Raw genomic sequence first — 16020 nt, forward strand, 5'->3', positions numbered from 1 at the left:
GGCTGACTCGACCATCACAGTTGGGAATTGTCCAAACTGTTATGGTTGCAATGCGATTTTTTTGAATCTGTTATTGTAATGGCAGGCTCGCTACCATGTCTCCATCGAAAAACCTTGTTTTTTTGCTGGAACCCGCATGAACTTCGTCCCGCTGACGCTTTACCTGATGGTGATGACCATCACCCCCGGTCCCAACAACCTGGTGCTGGCTTCGTCCGGTGTGCGCTTCGGCTTCAGCCGCACCCTGCCGGCGCTGCTCGGCATGGCGCTGGGGCTGGCCTGCCAGATCGCCATCCTGGCGGTGGCGCTGGGCCATATCAAGGAACTGATGACCGACCTGCAGCTGTGGCTGGCACTGGCCGGCTGCAGCTACCTGCTGTGGCTGGCGTGGCAGATGACGCGTGCCGGCCAGCCCGGTGAAGCCGGCGACGCGGCGCGACCGATGGGTTTTGCCGGCGGGGTGCTGTTCAACTGGCTCAACCCCAACGTCTGGCTGATGGGCGTCAACCTGGCGCTGCTGTTTCTGCCCTCCGGCATGCCGCTGTGGCAGGCGGGCGGCCTGTTCGCCGTGGTGGCCTTCATGGTGGCGCTTCCGTGCATCGGGGTGTGGGCCTGGGGAGGGGTGGCGCTGGCGCGTTTCCTGCGCTCGCCGCGCCGGCTGGCGGCGTTCAACTGGATCATGGCGAGCCTCTTGGCCGGGATGGCGCTGTGGCTGGTGGCGGACAAGCTGCCGGCGGGGGTGCTGGACGGCGTGCCGTTCGTGTGAGGGGGCCAGAGCCTGCCGCTATCATCGAGCCCGCGTTTGCGGGCTTTTTTGCGGGCAGCGTACAATAGCGTTTTCGTCTTTTCGTCAGACCCTGGCCATCATGATCCGTACCCGTTTCGCCCCCAGCCCGACCGGCTTCCTGCACATCGGCGGCGTGCGCACCGCGCTGTTTTCCTGGGCCTATGCCCGCAAGAACCAAGGCACCTTCGTGCTGCGCATCGAAGACACCGATCTCGAACGCTCCACGCCGGAATCGGTGAAGGCCATCCTGGACGGCATGCACTGGGTTGGTCTCGATTACGACGAAGGCCCGTTCTACCAGACCCAGCGTTTCGACCGCTACAAGGACGTGATCCAGCAATTGCTGGCTTCCGGCCATGCCTATTACTGCTACTGCAGCAAGGATGAGCTGGACGCCCTGCGCGCCGAGCAGGAAGCCAAGGGGGAAAAGCCGCGCTATGACCGCCGCTGGCGCCCGGAGCAAGGCAAGACCCTGCCGGCACCGCCGGAGGGGGTGCCGCCGGTGGTGCGCTTCAAGACCCCGTTGAGTGGTAGCGTGGCGTGGGACGACGCAGTCAAGGGCCGCATCGAATTCCAGAACGAGGAACTGGACGACCTGATCATCGCCCGTCCGGACGGCAGCCCGACCTACAACTTCTGCGTGGTGGTGGACGACTGGGACATGAACATCACCCACGTCATCCGCGGCGATGACCACGTCAACAACACCCCGCGCCAGATCAACATCCTGCAGGCGCTTAACGCGCCGCTGCCGGTGTACGGCCATCTGCCGATGATCCTCAACGAGGACGGCCAGAAGATGTCGAAGCGCCGCGACGCGGTGAGCGTGGTCGACTACGCCGCCAAGGGCATCCTGCCGGAAGCGCTGCTCAACTACCTGGCGCGCCTCGGCTGGGGCCATGGCGACGACGAGTTCTTCTCCCTGGAACAGTTTGTCGAATGGTTCGACCTGAAGGACGTCAGCCCCTCGGCCAGCCGCTTCAACAACGAGAAGTTCCTGTGGCTCAACGCCCAGCACATCAAGGCCGCCGACAACCTGCGCCTGGCGCAACTGATCGCCCCGAAACTGGCCGAGGCCGGCATCGATCCGTCCAGCGGCCCGTGCCTGAGCGACGTCATCGCGCTGGTCAAGGAGCGGGTGCAGGATCTCAACGCGCTGGCCGCCGAGTGCGATTACTTCTACAAGACGCGCGAGCCGGCCGCCGCCGACGTCGAGAAGCACCTGGCCGACGACAGCAAGGCGCGCATGGCGCGTTTCGCCGAGCAGCTCGCCGCGCTGACCGAATGGAACGCCGAGACGATCCACCACCTGTTCAAGCCGTTCTGCACCGCCGAAGGCATCAAGATGGGCCAGCTCGGCATGCCGTTGCGCGTGCTGGTGTGCGGCACCACGCAGACGCCGTCGGTCGACGCTGTGCTGGCGCTGATCGGCAAGGACGAAGTGCTGCGCCGCATGGGCCAGGCTCAGGCCTGATGCGTTGACGCCTCGGCCAAGGTTGGCCGAAGGCGAACGACGATGACCCCCGCCGCTCCGAGAGGAGGGCGGGGGTTTTTCATTCCGGGGTACGCACGCGGCGGCCCTGTCTCGCGCCAGGAAGAGAGAAACGGCCGCATCGTGTCACGGCATGCACTTGCAGTTTGGATTTTGCAGGCACCCCACTATAACTATTGAACATGGAGAGCCGAGATCGCCGCGACGGCGGCGGGGCGGCTTGCCGGGAAGAATGCGCGCCAGCCCGGCGCCCCGGTAACGGGGCCGGCCGCTGTCGCTGAAACCATCGGGGGAGCACCATGTTCGACGCGATGTATCGACGTTCGCTGCTGTGGCTGGCCATGGGGTCGGCATTGGCGGCGCTGCCGGGGGCCGCCATGGCGACCCACTCCTGGGGCGGCTACCACTGGGCGCGCACGAGCGCCCAGTTCACCTTGTCGCTCGGCAACAACCTGACCGCGGCGGACTGGGTGAGTTATCTCCATCAGGCCTCCAGCGACTGGAACAGCCCGACCAGCTTCGGGGCGAGTTCGACCCCGCTGCTCACCGCCGTCGTTGCCGGACAGTCGACGAAACGGTGCTCGATGGTCAGCGGCACCACCCAGGTGTGCAACGGCAAGTACGGTTACAACGGCTGGCTCGGGCTGGCCTCGATCAACATCACCGGCGGCACCCACATCACCCAGGGCACCGCCAAGATGAACGACTCGTACTTCAACCTGGCGACCTACAACAATCCCAACGAGAAGCTGCACGTGATCTGCCAGGAGACGGCGCATACCTTCGGTCTCGACCACCAGTCCACCGACGGCAGCTCGCTGAACACCTGCATGGACTACTTCTCCAACACCGGCAGCAACGCCGGCAGCACGCTGAGCACGCACCCCAATGCCCATGACTTCGAAGAGTTGAACATCGTCTACGCTCATCTGGACAGCACGAGCACCGTCGCCGCGACCACGGCGGCCTCGGCGGGGGTCGATATCACCGACGACCCGCGCAGCTGGGGGGCCTTGGTGCGCCAGTCGGTGAACGGCCGCAGCTCGCTGTACGAGCGCTACAACGCGGACGGCTCGAAGACGGTGACGCACGTGTTCTGGACGGTGGAAGCCGCGGCCAAGTGTCCGAGCTGTGACCACCGTTTTGAGCATCATGACTAGACCGGCATGCTGAATTTCCGCCGCTCCGGGGGAGGGCTGTGGCGTGCCGACTCCTTGGTAGGCGGTTGCGTGCGCGCCGCCTGCTGCCGTTGCCCGCTGCGTGCCGTTTTCGGTAACGGGATTGCCTCCGCCCGGAGCGCGGGGGCCGGTGCGCCTTGCGGCAGGTGGAATTCCCTCACCTCAGGAGACCGACCATGAAAGGCAACAAGGCCGTTATCGCGGCGCTCAACAAGCAGCTGGCCGGTGAACTCACGGCGCGCGACCAGTATTTCATCCACTCGCGCATGTACCACGACTGGGGGTTCGGCAAGCTGTTCGAGCGGCTGAACCACGAAATGGAAGAGGAGACCGGGCACGCGGCCGGGCTGATCAACCGTATCCTGTTTCTCGAAGGCACCCCGGCCATGAGCCCCGGCAAGCTCAACATCGGCAAGGACGTCGAGAGCATGCTGGCCAACGACCTCAAGCTGGAGTACGACACGGTGGCCTTGCTGCGCGCGGCGATTGCCGTGTGCGAACAGGAGGGCGACTACGTCAGCCGCGAGTTGCTGGAGGCCCAGCTGGACGACACCGAGGAGGATCATGCCCATTGGCTGGAGCAGCAGCTGGGGCTGATCAAGCTGATCGGCCTGCCCAACTATCTGCAGTCGCAGACCTAGGGCGCGGCATTCCCGGAGTCGAGCTTGAATTTGTGACCTGCTGCATTAGCTTTAAAGTAATGCGTGCAGTTTTTTGTCACCCGGAGGGAATGCCGTGAACCTGATGAATGCTCCCAAAATGATCTGGTCGTCGCATGAGGGCTGGCCGGAGCTGGCCAGGCAACACCCTTCCGTGATGGCAACCTTTTTCAAGGTGGTGCTGCCGTTGTCGCTGCTGCCGGTGGCGATGATCCTCTACGCCGCCACCTGGCACCGCGCGGTGTACGCCCCGGATACCACGCTGATGAACTGGGTGTGGATTTCGCTGGTGTTCCTGGTGGTGGAGTGGGGCTGCGTGTTTGCCATGGGCTGGCTGATCCAGTCGGTGGAAAGCCGGGACCACCCGCTCGAGTACCGCGACGGCTTCCGTCTCGCGGCGTATGCGCCGATCCCCATCTGGCTGTCGTCGCTGTCGCTGTTCGTGCCGTCGCCGGCGCTCAACGTGGTGGTCGCCCTGCTGGGCCTGCTGGCTTCCGGCGGACTGATCTATCACGGCCTGGACGGCTGGTTCCAGCATGACGAGTCGGTGACCACGCTGTCGCGTGCCTACACCATCTTCTCGTTCGGGGCGCTGATCTGGGCGCTAGTGGTGGCGATTCTGGTGGTGCCGCTGCTGTGACGCGCTAGCGTTCCGAGCGGCAACGGATTAAGGGCCAGGGACGTCGGGACGTCCCTGGCCTTTTGTCATGGGCGGCCGGAGTCTCGGAACAATGTCACGGCAGGAAGCGCAAGGCGGAAGGCCCGGCAGGGGGTTTCCGCCATTTTCTTGCCAGGTGCAGCTTCGTTCTGTGTTGTCCCGGCGGCGTTGGTTAAGCCGGCCGTTGGAACATGCCACCTGGAGGTGTCTTCGGCCAACGTTGGCCGAAGCGGGCGCGTGGGCAATGCCGACGGGGCGAGAGGAGGGCGGAGGGGGCTCCCGCTGCGGGGGACGCGAGCGGGGGCGGGGCCGGTAAACGGCCATCGGCGTGGTTGGTCGACTTGGTCTTGGAGTGCCAAAGCCGCCTCGTCCGCCTCGTATCTGGCCATGTGCCGGCCCCGCGCAGCGCGTAAAAAGAGCGCGAGCAGGTTCTCAGGGGACAACTCGTACCTTGATGCTGCTGCTCATCGCCGGGCCGAACGATTGATGCGCGCCGTTAGCGAACTGCAGCGTCAGGGTGTGCTCGCCTGGCGGCAGCGTCAGCTCGGTCTCGGTCTGGCCCTTGCCGAAATGGCGGTGGCTGTCGTCGGTGGCGACCACTTCGTTCAGGGGCACGGGGCTGCCGTCGATGATCAGGTGGTGATGGCCGGTGCCGGGTTTCATGTCGCCGGCGGGAGCAATCGCCATGCCTTCGACGCCGAAGCGTACCTTGAACGGGCTCTTCACGGCCGCGCCATCGGCCGGTTCGACGAAGTAGACGCGTTCCGCGGCCAGCGCCGTGGCGGCGGCGAGGGACAGGCTCAGGGCCAACAGGATTTTCTTCATGGTGGGGTCCGTTACGGAGGGTGGGTAACGTTTCGTTGTATGCCAGGATGCTGGTTGAGGCAACGTTGGCCGTTCTGGCTACCCTCCGCGCGGAGTGCCTGTTCGGGCTGGACAACATGACGCCGGCACGGCAGGCTGGGCGTTTTTCCTGTTTCTGATGCCACCATGCTGACCCGCCAAGACCTTCCCGCGCTCACCGCCGGTTTCGTGACCGTGCTGGTGGGGTATACCAGCTCCGCCGCCATCGTGTTCGAGGCCGCCCGCAGTGCCGGCGCCAACCCCGCCGAAATCAGCTCGTGGCTGATGGCGCTGGGGCTGGCGATGGGGCTGACCTGCATCGGCCTGTCGCTGCGCTACAAGGTGCCGGTTGTGACGGCGTGGTCGACGCCGGGCGCGGCGCTGTTGATCACCAGCCTGTCCGGGGTGAGCCTGCCGGAGGCGATCGGCGCCTTCGTGTTTTCCGCCGGGCTGATCACGCTGTCCGGCGTCACCGGGCTGTTCGAGCGCGCCATCAGTCGCATCCCGCTGCCGATGGCGGCGGCGATGCTGGCGGGCATCCTGGTGAAGTTCGGCATGAACGTGTTCGGCGCGATGCAGGCCAACCTGACGCTGGTGCTGCCGATGTTCGTCGCCTACCTGGTGCTCAAGCGTCTGCTGCCGCGCTACGCGGTGGTGCTGGTGCTGTTGCTGGGTGGGCTGATCGCGGCGGGGCAGGGCGGCCTGCATCTGGGCGGCGTGGCCTTGGCGTTGGCGACGCCGCTGTGGACCACGCCGGTGTTCTCGCCCGGCGTGCTGCTCGGCGTGGGGCTGCCGCTGTTCGTGGTGACCATGGCCTCACAGAACGTGCCGGGCGTGGCGGTGCTGCACTCGGCCGGCTATCGTCCGCCGATCTCGGTGCTGATGACTGGCACCGGGCTGGTCAACCTGGTGCTGGCGCCGTTCGGCTGTTTTGCCGTCAATTTGGCGGCGATCACCGCCGCCTTGTGCATGAGCCGCGAGGCGCACGAGGACCCGGCGCGGCGCTACCTCGCCAGTGTGGCGGCCGGCGCCATCTACCTGCTGCTCGGCGTGTTTGGCGCCACCGTCGGCGCGCTGTTCGCGGCCTTTCCCAAGGAACTGGTGCTGGCCATCGCCGGGCTGGCGCTGTTCGGCACCATCGCCGGCGGCCTGACCACGGCGATGAGGGACGACGCCGAGCGCGAGCCGGCGCTGATCACCTTCCTGATCACCGCCTCCGGGGTGACGCTGTTCGGCGTCGGCTCGGCGTTCTGGGGGCTGGTGGGCGGCACGCTGGCCTTGCTGGTGCTGAACGCGCGGCGCGGCTGACGGCCGGGTTGCGTGCTTCGGCCAACGTTGGCCGAAGAGGGCGCTCAAGGAGCGCACTTCGCCGGCTTGGCTATAGTGCTTGCAAGGCCGGCCGTGCGGGCCGGCTGCCGAACGGGGGAGTGGGCATGGAATTGGATCGTGAGCGCTTGGACCAGGCGGTGACGCGCGGCGTGATCAGCGCGCAGCAGGCGGAGGGACTGTGGCAGTTCCTGGCGGAGAGCGGCCACGACACGCCGAGCTTCCGTTTCGTCCATATCCTCTATTACCTGGGCGGGTTGATCGCGATCGGCGCCATGAGCCTGTTCATGACCCTGGGCTGGGAGCGCTTCGGCGGCGGCGGCTTGCTGCTGATCTGCCTGGTGTACGCCGTGGCCGGCGTCGCGCTCACCGAGTGGCTGCTGCGCCGGCGGCTGCCGATTCCGGCCGGCATCACCGCCACCTTCGTGGTGGTGCTCACGCCGCTCGCCGTGTACGGCCTGCAGCAGCTGCTGGGCTGGTGGGCCGGACCGTTCACTTACCGCGACTACCACGTGTTCATCGACGGGCGCTGGCTCATGATGGAATTGGCCACGCTCGCCGTCGGCGCCATTGCCCTGTGGCGCTACCGCCTGCCGTTCCTGGTGATGCCCGTCGCCGTCACGCTGTGGTACATGAGCATGGACTTGACGCCGTTCCTGGCCGGCGACCCGGACGTGGGCTGGGAATTGCGCAAGCTGGTGTCGCTGTGGTTCGGCCTGGCCGTGGTGCTGCTGGCGCTGTGGGTGGATATCCGCAGCCGCCGCGACCAGGACTTCGCCTTCTGGCTCTACCTGTTCGGCGTGATGGCGTTCTGGTGTGGCCTGTCGCTGCTGCGTTCGGACAGCGAGCTGGGCAAGTTCTTCTACCTGTGCGTCAACCTGGGGATGATCGTGGTGGGCGCGGTGCTGTCGCGCCGGGTGTTCGTGGTGTACGGCGCGCTCGGCACGGCGGGCTACCTCGGCCACCTGGCCTACGACGTGTTCAAGGACAGCCTGCTGTTCCCGTTCGCGCTGACCCTGCTCGGCCTGGGCGTGGTGGCGCTCGGCATCGTCTGGCAGCGCCACGAGGCGGCGATCAGCCAGTGGCTGCGCCAGCCCCTGCCGCGGCCCTTGCGCGAGCTGATCGAGCGGCGCGGCTGAGGCGCGTCCTAGCCGGCGGCCTGCTGTCGCGCCAGTTCGCCCAGCCGCACCAGCGCCGCCAGGAAGCGCTCGTCCAGCGGCTGGCAGCACGACAGCCGCAGCGCGTTGCGGTAGCGCCCGCTGGGCGAGTACAGCGGGCCGGGCGAGATGCTGATGCGCTCGGCGATGGCGGCGTGGAACAGCGCCACCGTGTCGCACGGCTCGGGCAATTCCACCCACAGCAGGAAGCCGCCGGAGGGCCGGGTGGCGCGGGTGCCGGCGGGGAAGTGGTCGGCGATCAGCGCGCGCACCTTGTCGACGTGCACGGCGTAGCGGCGCTTGAGCGCGCGCAGGTGATGGTCGTAGCCGCCCGATTCCAGGAACAGCCCCAGCGTCTCGCTCAATACCAGCGGCTCGGCGATCGAGGTGGCGAACTTCAGCTTGCGGATGGCCTCGGTGAAGCGGCCGCCTTCCAACCAGCCGACGCGGAAATCCGGTGCCAGCGTCTTGGTGTAGCTGGCGCACACGATCACCCAGCCGTCGCGGTCGAAGGCCTTGACCGCCGGCTGCAGCGAGTCGGCGAACTGCAACTCGGCGTACAGCGCGTCCTCGATCAGCGGCACGCGGTGCTGGTTCGCCAGCGCCGCCAGCCGTTTTTTGTTCTCCAGCGGCATGGTCGAGCCCAGCGGGTTGTGCACGTTGGGCATGGCGATCACGGCGTTGAGGCGGCCCTCGGCCAGCAGCCGTTCCAGCGCATCCAGCGACAGCCCCTGCTGCGGGTCGGTGGGGATTTCCACCGCCTTCAGCCCCAGGCTGGCGAACAGCGGCAGCAAGTTGAAGTAGGTGGGGGATTCGATGCCGACGGTGTCGCCGTGGCGCGTGATGGCGCGCAGCGCCAGTTGCAGCGCCTCCATGCAGCCGTGGGTGAGGACGATGTCGTCCGGCTGCAGCGCCATGCCCAGCTCCAGCCCGCGCCGGGCGATCTGGGTGCGCAGCCGCTCCGAGCCGGGCGGCAGCGCGTAGGTGCTGACCAGGCCGGGGTTCTTGCGCAACAGCTGGCCCATCAGCCGTGCCAGCTTGGCGCCGGGGTAGAACTCGCCGCCGTGCGGGCAGGCCAGCGCCATGTCGATGTAGCCGGGGGTCTGCTGCGCCTTGAGCGAGGCGCCGATCAGGTCCAGCACCGCGCCGTCGGTGCCGCGCGCCGGACCGGCGGCCTGCGCGGCGCGGCGCGCCGGCAGCGGCAGGCGCGAGCGCACGTAGTAGCCCGACTGCGGCCGCGCCTCGATCAGGCCGCGGTCCTCCAGCACGCGGTAGGCCGCCACCACGGTATTGAGGCTGAGACGGCGGCTCTCGGCGGTGCGTCGCACCGACGGCAGGCGCGAGCCGGGCGGCAGCGTGCCGCGGCTGATCGCCAGCGACAGGTCTTCCGCCAGTTGCTGGTACAGGGTGAGGTTGGCCGAAGCGAGTGTTTCCATGGCGGGGCAGGGTCGTAGACGGTGACAGAGCCCATGATAGGCGAAGGTGACAGAGTGATGGAAGAAGAAACTGTCACCATGACAATTTGCCATTGTTGCGACTGTATCAAGGTGCGGCGACTCATTAGCATGGTGGACAGACAGACCCACTCAATGAAGGAGCGCCGCCATGCTCGAACTGCCCTTGCTGACCTATTTCGCCGTGATGTCGATCACCCCCGGCCCCAACAACCTGATGCTGGCCGCCTCCGGCGTCAATTTCGGCTTTCGTCGCACCGTGCCGCACATGCTCGGCATCAGCCTGGGCGTGGCGCTGCAGCTGTTTATCACCGCCGCCTTGCTGGCCTACGTGCTGAACGGCCTGGGGTCGTTGCGCCTGCCGCTCGGCGTGGCCGGCTGCCTCTACCTGCTGTGGCTGTCCTGGTGCATCCTGCGCGCCGGCCGTCCCGAGGCCGATAGCGAGGCCCGGCCGCTGGGCTTCCTGGGCGCCGCGCTGTTCCAGTGGCTCAACCCCAAGGCCTGGGTGATGGTGATCAACACCTCCATCCTGTTCGCGCCACAGGCCGGCCAGGTGCTGTGGACGGCGGCGCTGCTGAGCCTGGCCTGCGCGCTGGTGAACCTGCCCTGCATCGGGGTGTGGGCCTGGACCGGCGACCGGCTGCGCCGCTGGCTGGACGGCGAGCGTGCACGGCAGGCGTTCAACACCGTCATGGCGGTGCTGATGGCCGGCACCGCGCTGTGGCTGCTGGGCGACGAGATCCGCCACGCCGGCCTGCTGTGAACGATGTCCGTTTTTGGCAGGGTGTTGTCCGTCGGCGGCCTCGTGGCAAGGCCGGGCGATGGCTATGCTGAGGGCTGTTTCCTACAGGAGCCCAAACCCATGAGCAAGCCGAAGACCGCCCTGCTGGTGATCGACGTCCAGCAATCCTTCCTGCACCGCCCGTACTGGGACGATGCCGAATTGCCGGCGTTCCGCCATCACCTGCAGGCGCTGATCGCCGGTGCCGAGGCACGCGGCGTGCCGGTGGTCAACATCCTGCACGAAGACGGCGACGGCCCGTTCTCCGCTGCGTCCGGCCTGGTCACGCCGCTAGACTGGCTGACTCACACGCCCGCCGTGACCTTCGTCAAGCACGTGCACAACGCCCTCATCGGCTCCGGCCTGAAGGAGTGGCTGGACGAGCGCGGTATCACCCGGCTGGTGATCAGCGGCATCCGCACCGAACAGTGCTGCGAGACCACCACCCGCGTGGCGTCCGATCTCGGCTACCAGGTGGATTTCGTCACCGACGCCACCCTGACCTTCGCCATGACGCACCTGGTCAGCGGCCGCCGCTACAGCGCCGCCGAGATCCGCGACAAGACCGAGCTGGTGCTCGCCGGCCGCTTTGCCCGCATCGCCAGCGTCGACGACGCGCTGGCGGCGCTGTGAGCCCGATCCCCCGATACGGAGCCAAGATACGGAGCCAACACCATGCTGGAACTCAGACCGAGCTGTGAACACTGCAACACCGCGCTGCCGCCCGACTCGCCCGAGGCGCGCATCTGCAGCTTCGAATGCACCTTCTGTGCCCGCTGCGTCGACGAGGTGCTGGGCAATGTCTGCCCGAACTGCGGCGGCGGCTTCGCGCCCCGGCCGATCCGCCCGGCACGGGACTGGGGGCGTGGCAACCACCTCGGCAACTACCCCGCGGGCGAGCGGGTGGTTTACCGCCCGGTCGACGTCGCGGCCCACGCGGCCTTCGTCGCGTCGATCCGTGCGCTGCCGCCCGAGCAGCGCTAGAGGGAGAGTCCCATCATGATTCAGGACCTGTTTCGGCCAACGCCTTACCAACCCCGGCCGTTGGCCGCCCGTGGCGTGCTGGCGGCGCCGGGCGGTTGGCGCCTCAAGCTGTACGATATCGCCTATGACAGTCTGCCGCTCGACGAGGCCCGCTTCGCCGCCGGGGTGGACGGCGCGCTGGCCGGGCTGCCGCAGCCGGCGCTGACGGCACAGCGTCCCGGCGTCGGCGCGCTGATCCGCCATGCCGGGCGCGGCATGGACTATCTGGTGTTAGTCTATTGGGATAACGAAAATGAATGCTTGATCCGCGTCTGGGTGCGCGACGAGAACGGCTGGCGTACGGCGCGTGCCGAGTCGTTCTGCGTGTGGGATATGCAGGTGATCTGGCACGAGCGCGAGGCCTGCGTGCGCCATCTGCTGAGCGACGCGCCGGACATGGACGGGTATCTCGCCGATACCCTGTAATCAATCGACTGGAGGCGACATGCCGTTGACCGATATCGCCCAGGCGCTGGCCATCGTGCTGGTGTGGGGCGTCAATTTCGTGGTGATCAAGTGGGGCGTGGCCGACGTGCCGCCGCTGCTCCTGGGCGCGCTGCGCTTCACGCTGGCGGCGTTGCCGGCGGTGCTGCTGGTGCGCCGCCCGGCGGTGCCGTGGCGCTGGCTGGCGGCCTACGCGCTGACCGTCGGCGTCGGCCAGTTCGGCCTGCTGTTCTCCGCCATCAAGCTCGGCATGCCGGCCGGCCTCGCCTCGGTGGTGCTGCAGGCGCAGGCCTTCTTCACGCTGCTGTTGGCCTCGCTGGTGCTGGGCGAGCGCTGGAAGGCGGCGCAGTTGGTCGGCCTGTTGTGCGCGCTGGCCGGGCTGGCACTGATCGGCGTGGGCAAGGGCGGCAACATGACGCTGATCGGCTTCGCCCTGACCGTGGCGGCGGCATTGAGCTGGGCCGCGTCCAACGTGGTGGTGCGCCTGATCGGCCGCGCCGGCTACCGCGTCGAGCCGCTCGGCCTGGTGGTGTGGTCGAGCCTGGTGCCGCCCGTGCCGTTCCTGCTGCTGTCGTTCTGGCTGGAAGGCGGCGAGCGCATCGCCGCCGCGCTCGGCCATTTTTCGCTGTCGTCCCTGCTGGCGGTGGCCTATCTCGCCTTCGTCGCCACGCTGTTCGGCTACGGTCTGTGGAGCCGGCTGCTGGCGCGCCACGCCGCCAACAAGGTCGCGCCGTTCTCGCTGCTGGTGCCGGTGGTGGGGCTGATCGCCGCCAGCCTGCTGCTGGGCGAGCGCTTGAGTGCCGGGCAGGCGGTCGGCAGCCTGCTGCTGTTGGGCGGGCTGGTGATCAACGTGCTGGGCGAGCGCCTGCGGGACTACTGGCGCCAGCGGGAGGCTGCCGGTGCGTGAGGTCTGTTTCCTGCTGACGCCGGGCTTCCTGCTGCTCGACCTGGCCGGCCCGGCCGAGGCGTTCCGCATCGCCAACCAGTTCGGCGCCGAGTTCGCCTTGCGCTACCTCGGCGTCGGCGGCAGCGTTACCTCCTCGCTCGGCCTGCCGCTGGGCGGCATCGAACCGCTGCCGGAGACGCTGGCCGACGGCACGCTGCTGGTGATCCCCGGCGTGACCGGCTCGGCCGAGGTGTACGACTGCGACGAGGCACGCCAGATGGCGCGCTGGCTTGCCACCCATGTGGATCCGCACCGCCACCTGCTGGCGACGGTGTGCTCCGGCGCCTTGCTGGCGGCGCGCGCCGGCCTGCTCGCCGGGCGCGACTGCACCACCCACCACGTCCACCTCGAACACCTGCGCCAGTTCGACGCCAGCGCCAAAGTGCGCGAGAACCGCGTGTTCGTCGAGGACGGCCCGGTGTTCAGCAGCGCCGGGGTCACCGCCGGCATCGACCTCGCGCTGCATCTGATCGCCCGTCTCGCCAGCCCGGCGCTGGCACGCGACGTGGCGCGCCACATGGTGGTGTACTTCCGCCGCTCGCCGCAGGATCCGGAGCTGTCGCCCTGGCTTAGCCACCGCAACCACCTGCACCCGGCGGTGCACCGCGCCCAGGACCTGATCGCCGGCGAGCCGGAGCAGGCCTGGAGCGTGGAAACGTTGGCCGAAGCAGTGCACGTCAGCCCGCGCCACCTGGCGCGGCTGTTCCGCCAGCACGCCGGGGTGTCGGTGCACGACTATCAGCAGCAGATCCGGCTGGCGCGGGCACGGCAATGGCTCGCCGCCGGGCTGTCGCGCGAGAAGGCGGCGCTGTCGGCCGGCTTCTCGTCGGCGCGCCAGCTGGGGCGGGCCGAGCGGCACGGGGCGTAAAACCGCACTGCCGGCTCAAGTTTTTTGCCGCAGCGCCGATAAACCGGTTGACGCTTCATGACGTTGATTCATACCATCCGGTCAAAATAATCTTCGGTAATTGCCATGAAACCTGCCTCGCTGCTCCCCCTCTCCGTGTTGACCCTGGCGCTCGCCCTGAGTGCCTGTGCCGCGCCGCGCCAGACGACCGCCGCCGCCGGCAGCGATCCGATCAGCGGGGCCGGTTACGTCGGGGCCGGCATCGAGCCGGAAGCGCCCAAGGTCGTGGTGAAGGAAGTGAACCCCTACCAGCCGGTCACCATCCGCGTCACCGGCGTCGGCGCCGCGCCGCTCGGCACCACCCTGAGCCCGTCGCAGCGCAAGCTGCTGGGGCTGCGCGCCGCCAAGCTCGACGCCTTCCGCGCCGTCGCCGAAGAAGTGCAGGGCATGAAGCTGGTCGGCAACAGCTCGGTGTCCAACATGCTGGCCACCAACGACGCCTTCCGCACCTACGTCGACGCCTACCTGCGCGGCGTCAAGGTCCTCTCCAACACCATGGCGCCGGACGGCACCACCGAGGCGGTGGCCGAGATCGTGCTCGACAACGATTTCTACCGCGAATACAAGAAGGCGCTGGACCGCAGCGGTAGCGTGATGAAGGCGGCGCAGCAAAGCGCGGTCGACGGTGTCGCCTGCACCGACGGCAACTGCGGTGCCAGCCGATACGACAGCAACTTTTATGTAGCGCAGTGATGAAGCCGCTGCGCCGCACCTGCCGCCTTGCCGCCCTCGTGGCGGCATTTGTTTTGCCGCTGGCGCCCGCCGGTGCGGCCAAGCTGCTGGGCACCGGCATGGCCACGCTCGACAACGGCGTGCCGGCGGCGCGCGAACTGGCCATCCAGGACGCCGTGCGCCAGGCCGCCTTGACGCAGGGCGCCAGCGTGCAGTCGACCGAATACGCCGACAACGGCCAGCTCGGCGACAGCACCCGGCTCACTGCCGCGCCGCTGTCGGGAAAAGTGACGGTACTGCGCGAATACCAGCGTGACGATCTCTACTACGTCGAGGTCGAGGTCGACACCGACGCCATGCGTGCCGCCCCGCAACGCTGTGCCCCGTCCGGCGGCAGAGAGCTGAAGCGGCGCGTGGTCGCCACCTATTTCAACGTCGAGCACCCCGCCGACGCCTCGGACATGCCGGAGCTGGCCACCCAGCTGCCGGTCGAACTGGCGCGGCGCCTGCAGGTGGGCGGGCCGTTCCTCGCCAGCGCCGCGGGCCAGGTCTCGGTGTTGGCCGATCCGCGCCTGGCCGAGCCGCAGGCCGGTGCCGACACCGTGCGCGAGATCGGGCGGCGCGAGGGAGCGCAGTTCGTGATCGCCGGGCGCGTGCTGGATACCGCGGTCGCCGCCAAGGGGCTGCGCGCCTCGCTGTTCGACGGCGACCACGGAGGCGAACAGGGCGTGTTCTACAACGGGCCACTTTCCGGCTTGCTGGGCGGCGCGGTACGCTACCGCCCCACGGTGCGCCAGTTCGACGTCGAGGTCTGGGTCTACGATGCCCTCACCGGCGGCCTGCTTGCCAATCACCATCTCAGCACCAGCGGCACCGGCCAGGTGGCGCCACCGGCGCCGCGCCCGTTCGGTTCCACCGCGTTCTGGCGCAGCGACTACGGGCACGCGGTGGACAAGCTGCTGGAACGGGCCGTGCAGCAGACCGCCGACACCGTCGCCTGCATCCCGTTCACGGCGCGCGTGGCGCGGGTCGACGCCGGCAAGCGCGTCTACCTCAACGCCGGCGGCCTGGCCGGCCTCGCCGTGGGCGATCGCCTGATGCTCTACAAGCCGCAGCCGGCCAGTCCGTTGCGCAGCGCCGGCTCGACCGGCGAACTGGGCATCGCCGAAGCGCTGTCCGGCACCGTGGTGCTGACCCAGGTGCAGCCGGGGCTGTCGATCGGCGTCGTGCAAAACGCCCGTCTCGCGGTGGAAGAGGGCGATTACCTGCGCTTCCTCCCGCCACGCTGAAACCACCCCGTCATCCGGCGACGGGAGCACGAGCCCGGTGCCGCCGCCGACGCCGACCTGCCGAGGGCCGTACCTGCGGTTATGGTCGGCGAGCGGCTCGATGGCCCGGATCAGCCGCCGGTCGAGCGCCGCCAAGACGGACGGCGGCAACTTCTCTCCCACTTGCGAAGCACTGTCGAGAATCGTCACGACGTTTCATAGCGGACGACCGTTGGGTGCCATGCCAACAGCCTGCCTCGCGAGCCTTGGGCCATCGGGGTGATGGCCCGCAAGACTCACTGATCCGTGGCCGCATTTCCGGCCACATTGCACCGATGCTCACCTCAAACCCGACATAAAACGGCTTCAGGCCTCTGCGCCCGGGCCGTTTTTGCTCGCGGCACTTCCCAAGGCCGATACCCCGC

17 protein-coding genes are annotated in these 16020 nt (G+C 67.9%); 15 read left to right on the forward strand and 2 right to left on the reverse strand.

What is annotated here, in order from left to right; translation table 11 throughout:
- The first annotated feature begins 136 nt into the window (after positions 1-136).
- The 5 genes from NH8B_RS05615 (at position 137) to NH8B_RS05635 (ending at position 4756) form a co-directional block, all read left to right on the forward strand.
- Complete coding sequence (locus NH8B_RS05615; protein WP_014086410.1) at positions 137-766, forward strand: LysE family translocator; 630 nt, start codon at positions 137-139, stop codon at positions 764-766.
- Positions 767-863: 97 nt separating this feature from the next.
- Entirely contained in the window at positions 864-2261 is a 1398-nt protein-coding gene (gene gltX, locus NH8B_RS05620) for a glutamate--tRNA ligase (protein ID WP_041702854.1), read from the forward strand.
- Positions 2262-2578: 317 nt separating this feature from the next.
- The gene (locus NH8B_RS05625; protein ID WP_014086412.1) at positions 2579-3439 is read left to right on the forward strand and encodes a hypothetical protein; all 861 of its coding nucleotides are present in this window, start codon (positions 2579-2581) and stop codon (positions 3437-3439) included.
- Between the two features lie 194 nt (positions 3440-3633).
- On the forward strand, positions 3634-4098 hold the full coding sequence (bfr, locus tag NH8B_RS05630; RefSeq protein ID WP_008955285.1) for a bacterioferritin: 465 nt from the start codon (positions 3634-3636) through the stop codon (positions 4096-4098).
- Between the two features lie 103 nt (positions 4099-4201).
- Complete coding sequence (locus tag NH8B_RS05635) at positions 4202-4756, forward strand: YIP1 family protein (protein ID WP_232503532.1); 555 nt, start codon at positions 4202-4204, stop codon at positions 4754-4756.
- Positions 4757-5206: 450 nt separating this feature from the next.
- On the opposite strand, the gene NH8B_RS05640 is transcribed toward NH8B_RS05635, so the two are convergent.
- Positions 5207-5599 carry a DUF4399 domain-containing protein gene (locus NH8B_RS05640; protein ID WP_008955283.1) on the reverse strand — a complete coding sequence of 131 codons (393 nt, stop codon included), beginning with the start codon at positions 5597-5599 and terminating at the stop codon, positions 5207-5209.
- 165 nt (positions 5600-5764) lie between these two features.
- Here NH8B_RS05640 and NH8B_RS05645 point away from each other — a divergent pair, with 165 nt between their 5' ends.
- Positions 5765-6925, forward strand: a complete 1161-nt coding sequence (locus NH8B_RS05645; protein ID WP_014086414.1) for a benzoate/H(+) symporter BenE family transporter — start codon at positions 5765-5767, stop codon at positions 6923-6925.
- A 125-nt stretch (positions 6926-7050) separates the two neighbouring features.
- Positions 7051-8082, forward strand: a complete 1032-nt coding sequence (locus tag NH8B_RS05650) for a hypothetical protein (RefSeq protein ID WP_014086415.1) — start codon at positions 7051-7053, stop codon at positions 8080-8082.
- An 8-nt stretch (positions 8083-8090) separates the two neighbouring features.
- Here the strand turns inward: NH8B_RS05650 and NH8B_RS05655 are convergent, their stop codons facing one another.
- Positions 8091-9536: an aminotransferase-like domain-containing protein gene (locus NH8B_RS05655; protein ID WP_014086416.1), complete on the reverse strand. Its 1446-nt coding sequence runs from the start codon at positions 9534-9536 to the stop codon at positions 8091-8093.
- Positions 9537-9705: 169 nt separating this feature from the next.
- Here NH8B_RS05655 and NH8B_RS05660 point away from each other — a divergent pair, with 169 nt between their 5' ends.
- From NH8B_RS05660 to NH8B_RS05695, 8 genes are all read left to right on the forward strand, one after another.
- Positions 9706-10317, forward strand: coding sequence for a LysE family translocator (locus tag NH8B_RS05660; protein ID WP_014086417.1), 612 nt, complete (start codon positions 9706-9708; stop codon positions 10315-10317).
- 99 nt (positions 10318-10416) lie between these two features.
- Positions 10417-10968 (forward strand): isochorismatase family protein, encoded by a 552-nt coding sequence (locus tag NH8B_RS05665; RefSeq protein ID WP_014086418.1) that lies wholly within the window; start codon positions 10417-10419, stop codon positions 10966-10968.
- Positions 10969-11010: 42 nt separating this feature from the next.
- Complete coding sequence (locus NH8B_RS05670; RefSeq protein WP_014086419.1) at positions 11011-11319, forward strand: DUF1272 domain-containing protein; 309 nt, start codon at positions 11011-11013, stop codon at positions 11317-11319.
- A 15-nt stretch (positions 11320-11334) separates the two neighbouring features.
- Positions 11335-11784: a hypothetical protein gene (locus NH8B_RS05675; RefSeq protein ID WP_014086420.1), complete on the forward strand. Its 450-nt coding sequence runs from the start codon at positions 11335-11337 to the stop codon at positions 11782-11784.
- A gap of 19 nt (positions 11785-11803) precedes the next feature.
- Positions 11804-12709 (forward strand): O-acetylserine/cysteine exporter, encoded by a 906-nt coding sequence (locus NH8B_RS05680; RefSeq protein ID WP_014086421.1) that lies wholly within the window; start codon positions 11804-11806, stop codon positions 12707-12709.
- A complete protein-coding gene (locus NH8B_RS05685) occupies positions 12702-13616 on the forward strand; it encodes a GlxA family transcriptional regulator (protein WP_014086422.1) in 915 nt (304 codons plus the stop codon). Before NH8B_RS05680 ends, NH8B_RS05685 begins: the two co-directional genes overlap by 8 nt.
- A gap of 105 nt (positions 13617-13721) precedes the next feature.
- A complete protein-coding gene (locus NH8B_RS05690; RefSeq protein ID WP_014086423.1) occupies positions 13722-14348 on the forward strand; it encodes an LPP20 family lipoprotein in 627 nt (208 codons plus the stop codon).
- Positions 14348-15616: a flagellar assembly protein T N-terminal domain-containing protein gene (locus NH8B_RS05695; RefSeq protein WP_014086424.1), complete on the forward strand. Its 1269-nt coding sequence runs from the start codon at positions 14348-14350 to the stop codon at positions 15614-15616. The genes NH8B_RS05690 and NH8B_RS05695 overlap by 1 nt, the downstream gene beginning before the upstream one ends.
- The last annotated feature ends 404 nt before the right edge of the window (positions 15617-16020 follow it).

Origin of the sequence: Pseudogulbenkiania sp. NH8B (assembly GCF_000283535.1) — a bacterium.
Taxonomy (GTDB): Bacteria; Pseudomonadota; Gammaproteobacteria; order Burkholderiales; family Chromobacteriaceae; genus Pseudogulbenkiania; species Pseudogulbenkiania ferrooxidans.